The sequence below is a fragment of the Kluyvera sp. genome, from assembly GCF_965301105.1.
The window spans coordinates 1-5,633 of sequence record NZ_CBDKZX010000135.1 but is presented as its reverse complement, the minus strand read 5'-3'; the positions used below and the strand labels follow the sequence as shown (position 1 = coordinate 5,633).

General features: G+C 57.2%; 5 protein-coding genes. 1 reads left to right on the top strand and 4 read right to left on the bottom strand.

Features of this window, described 5'->3' with window-relative positions:
- The 4 genes from hslV to priA all read right to left on the bottom strand — a co-directional run.
- The coding region (gene hslV, locus ACW14G_RS21970; RefSeq protein ID WP_455648805.1) for an ATP-dependent protease subunit HslV at nucleotides 1–437 on the bottom strand (437 nt) is incomplete at its 3' end.
- A gap of 89 nt (nucleotides 438–526) precedes the next feature.
- A complete protein-coding gene (ftsN, locus tag ACW14G_RS21965) occupies nucleotides 527–1,495 on the bottom strand; it encodes a cell division protein FtsN (RefSeq protein ID WP_419058463.1) in 969 nt (322 codons plus the stop codon).
- A gap of 98 nt (nucleotides 1,496–1,593) precedes the next feature.
- On the bottom strand, nucleotides 1,594–2,616 hold the full coding sequence (gene cytR / locus ACW14G_RS21960; protein WP_163447323.1) for a DNA-binding transcriptional regulator CytR: 1,023 nt from the start codon (nucleotides 2,614–2,616) through the stop codon (nucleotides 1,594–1,596).
- 150 nt (nucleotides 2,617–2,766) lie between these two features.
- On the bottom strand, nucleotides 2,767–4,962 hold the full coding sequence (gene priA / locus ACW14G_RS21955) for a primosomal protein N' (RefSeq protein WP_163447322.1): 2,196 nt from the start codon (nucleotides 4,960–4,962) through the stop codon (nucleotides 2,767–2,769).
- 195 nt (nucleotides 4,963–5,157) lie between these two features.
- On the opposite strand from priA, the gene rpmE reads away from it, so the two are divergent.
- Nucleotides 5,158–5,370, top strand: a complete 213-nt coding sequence (gene rpmE, locus ACW14G_RS21950) for a 50S ribosomal protein L31 (protein WP_035892364.1) — start codon at nucleotides 5,158–5,160, stop codon at nucleotides 5,368–5,370.
- Nucleotides 5,371–5,633: the final 263 nt, after the last annotated feature.

Here is a 5,633-nt window from a genome sequence, read left to right as displayed (position 1 = left end):
CGCGCGTTCATGTCGGTATTTTCCAACAGCGCACGGGCCGCGGCCTGGGCGTATGGGCCGCCAGAGCCGATGGCAATCAGGTCGTTTTCTGGCTGAATGACGTCGCCGTTACCGGTGATGATCAGCGAGGCGGTTTCATCAGCCACGGCCAGCAGCGCTTCGAGTTTGCGCAGCATGCGGTCGGTACGCCAGTCTTTCGCCAGTTCCACGGCGGCTTTCACCAGGTGGCCCTGGTGCATTTCCAGTTTACGTTCAAACAGTTCGAACAGCGTGAAGGCGTCCGCAGTACCGCCCGCAAAACCGGCGATCACTTTGTCGTTGTACAGACGGCGAACTTTTTTCACGTTGCCTTTCATGACGGTATTGCCCAGCGTGGCCTGACCATCCCCGGCAATGACGACGTTGCCGTTACGGCGAACACTTACTATTGTTGTCACGAGCAGACCCCTTTACCAATACGGATAGAGTAGCCCCGTACCGCGTACGGGGCAGAATGTAAGTATAGATGGGGGAGTTTTTGGGGGTTTCAACCCCCTGAAGCTAGCCTGATGCAGTTTCCGTGACCCGCCATCTTCAGACGGGCGATGGTGCTGTCGGCGTTATCCTTACCTTTCACCGGGCCGATGACCACGCGGTTCCAGCCGTTGTTGGTGGTGATCTTCGAGTCGAAGCCTTCAAACGCCAGCTGAGCGCGGACAGTTTCCGCCTGTTCGGCACCTTTGAAGGAACCACACTGGACCATCCAGCGGCGTTCATCTTTTTTCTCGCTCGCTTTCGGCGGCGTCGTTTCATGCGTTACCGGTGCAGCGGCCTGGGTTTTTGGCTGTGAAGCCGTGTGGGCCGGTGTTTGCAGCAGATCCTGATACGGCGAGTTCGACGCAACGGCTTTCGGCTGCTGCTGAGTCTGCGTTTGACGTGGCTGCTGTGCCGGCTGCGTGGTACGGGTTTGCGGCGCCTGCACCGGCTGCGTTTGCGTCCACTGCTGCTGTGACTGCTGCTGCGCTTGCTGGGCAAGACGCTGGCGTTGCAGCGTTTGCTGGCGCTGTGCTGGCGTCTGCTCGTTCCACGGCACTTCGGTCAGCTGCGTGGGCTGCTGGCGCATATCCGCCTGCATTTGTGCCAGCAGCTGGCGTTGTTCGTCGGTCAGCTGATTCGGATTGATGACTTCCCCGCCCGCGGACGGTTCCGTTGGCGCACGCACGCCCGGCTGGCGGCTTTCCAGCTCTTTGATGTAGCGCCAGCGTTCTTCCGGCTTCGGCGGCAGGCCGTTACCGGTTATCTGGCGGCTTTGCAGGGATTCGGCGTCTTCTTTTTTATGATGCGTGATGAAGTACAAACCGCCGATAAAAGCGACCACTACCGCAGCAGCAATTGCCACCATGGCAGGAGAGACTGCCGGAAAGTTACTCTGCTTTTTCCGTGTATTCCGTGAAGCGCTGTTCTTGCGCCGCGAAGGTGCCTGCTGGCCGCGGCGTACATAGTCTCGTTGTGCCACTATCGTTTCGCTGTCTTTTTCCGTTAGTTAGCCCGACATGTTACTTAAGCGACGGGGCTTTGACCAGACAAGCAAGTCTTAAAGCGCCCGGCTTTACATCAAATTTTGCTTGTACTGCCGCGAACGATCAGTTCGCAGTCGAGTAGACGGGAACCACTATCAACAAACTGCCCGCTTAGCTGGTTTAGCAGCAGCAGCATGGCTTCACGGCCAATATCAAAACGCGGTTGAGAGACGGTGGTTAACGGTGGGTCGCAGAATTCGGCCAGCGAAATGTTATCGAAGCCGATAATGGACAGATCCTCCGGCACTTTCAGACCCTGGCGTTTGGCCCAGGAGAGCGCGCCCAGCGCCATAATATCGCTGTGACAGAATACGGCGGTTGGCGGCTTCGGCAGCGCCAGTAGCTGTTCCAGCGCGCTGGCGCCCGCTTCGTAGGTGAAGTTGCCGCGGGCAATGTAGTGAGGGTCAACGGTAATCCCGCTGCGGCGCAGCGCCTGAACGTATCCCTGCAGGCGGTAGTGGCACAGCGGCATCTCTTCCGGCCCGGCGATACAGCCGATACGCTGATGGCCCAGCTCGTGAAGATAGTTAACGGCGTCGAAGGCGGCAGTGAGGTTGTCGATGTGGACCGTTGGCAGGCCCAGCTCCGGCGCGAATTCGTTCGCCATCACCATTGGTGGCAGGTTGCGCTGTTCTTCAATGCTGGCGTCGAACGGTAGACGGGAGCCGAGCAGTAGCATGCCGTCAATCTGTTTGGTGATGATTAAATCGATGAAGGTTTTTTCCTGCTGATTCTGATGCGCGCAGTCGCCAATCAGCACCAGATAACCTTGCGCCGCCGCTGTCACCTCGATCCCGCGGATCACTTCGCTAAAGAAGGGATCGCAGATATCCGGAACAATCACCAGGATGGTGCGCGACTCATTGCGCTTCATATTACGGCCCTGCATTTGCGGAAGATACCCGACCTCCAGCGCCGCCTGCTCCACGCGATTACGCGTTGCCTGCGACACCTTCTCAGGGTTCATCAATGCACGGGATACGGTTGCCGTAGAGACGTTAGCCTGGAGGGCAACGTCTTTCATGGTTGCGGCAACAACCGGTTTTTTAGCCTTCACCTGATTCTCTCCTCACTGACTGGCGCAGGCACGTCCTTTGTGGCCTGACATCTGACACACTTTTATCAGATAGTTAGGGAGATCTGTTACAGAATTTTCATCAAAAGTGTGATGATTGTTTGATTTCACGATCCCGCTCGCAACTCTGAATTAACCTTCTATCGGGTCAACGTCGAGAACCCACTTCACTTTGCGGGATTCCGGGAGGGTGTTGATGAGCGCCAGCGTGCCGGTGACGATGTGTTGCAAACGCACGCGTGAGGGGTGTTGCAGGAGAATCTGCCAGCGATAGCGGCCGCCACGTTTGGGGGCCAGCGCAGGAACCGGGCCGAGCACCCACAGCTTATCGTCCGCCAGCGGGCTGGCCTGTATCAGGTTACGTAACTGCTGCAGGAACACTGGCGCCTGCTGGTTGTTATGATCTTCCGCGCGAATCAGGACATGGCTGGTGTATGGCGGCAGCTGCATCGTCTGGCGTTCGGCCAGCGCCTGTTCGGCGAAGGCGTTGTAGCCTTTATAGAGCAGCGTTTGCAGTAGCGGGTGGTCAGGGTGGTGAGTTTGCAGCACCACTTCGCCCTGTTTGCCCGCGCGTCCGGCGCGGCCAGAGACCTGGGTATACAGCTGGGCGAAGCGTTCCGCCGACCGGAAATCGGCGGAGAACAGCGCGCCATCGACGTCCAGTAGCGCAACCAGCGTGACGTCAGGGAAATGGTGCCCCTTTGCCAGCATCTGAGTGCCAATCAAAATACGCGCGCCGCCGCGGTGCACTTCAGCAAGATGTTGCTCAAGCGCCCCTTTACGGCTGGTGGTGTCGCGGTCTATACGCGACAACGGGACGCCGGGGAACATCGGCGCCAGTACCTGTTCCAGTTGCTCGGTACCCAGCCCGACCGGAACCAGGTGCGTTGAGCCGCAGGATGGGCACTGGCGCGGGATAGGACGCTGGCTGTCGCAATGGTGGCAACGCAAATGGTGCTGTGACTGGTGTAGCGTGTAGTAGCTGTCGCAGCGCGGGCATTCGGCAATCCAGCCGCAATCATGGCACAGTAACGTTGGCGCAAAACCACGGCGGTTGAGGAACAAAATCACCTGATTATCGGCCTGCAAATGTTGGCGCATGCGGTTGATCAGGGCGGGGGAGAGTCCGGCCTGCAACTGCTGGCCTTTGAGGTCGAGTACGTGCTGAGTCGCTGGGCGCGCGTTGCCCGCGCGGCGAGTTAAGCGCAGTAGACGGTATTTATGCTGGCGGACGTTAAGCAAGGTCTCCAGCGCCGGCGTTGCCGAGCCGAGGATAATGGGAATTTGCTCGCTGTGAGCGCGCCATACGGCGAGGTCACGGGCATGATAGCGCCAGCCTTCCTGCTGCTTGTATGAGCTATCGTGCTCCTCATCAATGACGATCACGCCGAGATTTTTGAATGGCGTAAAGAGAGAGGAACGGGTGCCGATGACAATCGCCGCCTCGCCGCTTTTCGCCTTCAGCCAGGCGGCCAGCCGCTCGCTGTCGTTGAGCGCCGAGTGCAGGACTTCCACCGGGGCGTTAAACCGCTCGCGAAAGCGGGCGATGGTCTGCGGCGTCAGGCCGATTTCCGGCACCATGACCAGCGCCTGCTTGCCTTTGGCCAGCACGTTTTCCAGTACGCTGAGATACACCTCTGTTTTACCCGAGCCGGTGACGCCTTCCAGCAGCCACGCGGAGAATTCGTCGGAGGCGCTGTGAATAGCGCCAACCGCGGTGGCCTGCTCGGTATTCAAACGTAGGCGTTCGCCGGGGACGGAATAAGCGGAGCGCCAGTCGATAATTTCCGGCGCCAGGCTGCCCAGCTCACACAGCCCTTTGGTGCGCAGCGCCTGCATCGCGCTTTCATTAAATTCCAGCTCTGCCACCTGGTGACGCCAGATTTTTCCCTGACGCAGGGCCGCCAGCGCCTGTTGCTGTTTTGGGGAGCGCTTCAGGCTATTAATATCCACCGCTTGTCCCTGCTCGGTGGCAAACCAGAACCACTGCGGCGCGGCGCTGGCAGGTTTTCCCTGGCGTAGCATGATGGGCAGCGCGTGGAACAGAACGTCGCCAATCGGATGATGGTAGTACTCCGCGGCCCACAGCAGCAGACGCCACACCGAGGTTGAGAAAACCGATTCGTCGTCCAGCACGTCGATCACCGCTTTGAGCTCATCGCGCGGCAGTTCGCTGCTTTCGTTGACCGACACCACAATCCCCACGCGCTCTTGTTTACCAAACGGCACGCGCACGCGGCAGCCCGCTTTGGCGCTGAGGTTGTCAGGCAGCAGGTAGTCGAACGTGCGGGGCAGTGGAACAGGCAGGGCAACGTGAGCAACGGGCATGTTTTCTTCCTGACTTGAAATCTGGCGAGACAGTATACACATTGTAGGGGTGCGGATCAGTTTGCATCTGCTGGTCAAATTCTGTATGATTCGCCGCCTTTGGTGCATTTTGGCATCAGGAAACATACTATCAACATCGCGTGGTGTCTGGCGTTAGGGCTGGAAGAGCGACGCGGCCTTAACCGAGGTTTTCCCATGAAAAAAGATATTCACCCGAAATACGAAGAAATTACTGCAACCTGTTCTTGCGGTAACGTCATGCAGATCCGCTCTACCGTCGGTCACGACCTGAACCTGGACGTGTGCGGTAAATGCCACCCGTTCTATACTGGCAAGCAGCGTGATGTTGCTACCGGTGGCCGTGTTGACCGCTTCAACAAGCGTTTCAGCATCCCAGGCAGCAAGTAAGTTGCCAGGCAGAAAAAAGCGCCTCAGGGCGCTTTTTTTGTGTCCAAAAATCCCCTCCATCCTCTACGAAATTATGTGTCAGGCGATTTTAATTTTCATTCTGAATATATATTTTAAAATAGTAATAAAAATGAATATTGATTAGGCGAAAGCATTCAACTTAACGGTTGGGTGCTTTTCTTTTTTGGCTGAAAGAATTTGTTGTTGTTTTTTTTTTTTTTTTTTCGTTTTTTTAATAGTGTTTTTTCTTCTCTACTTTCTAT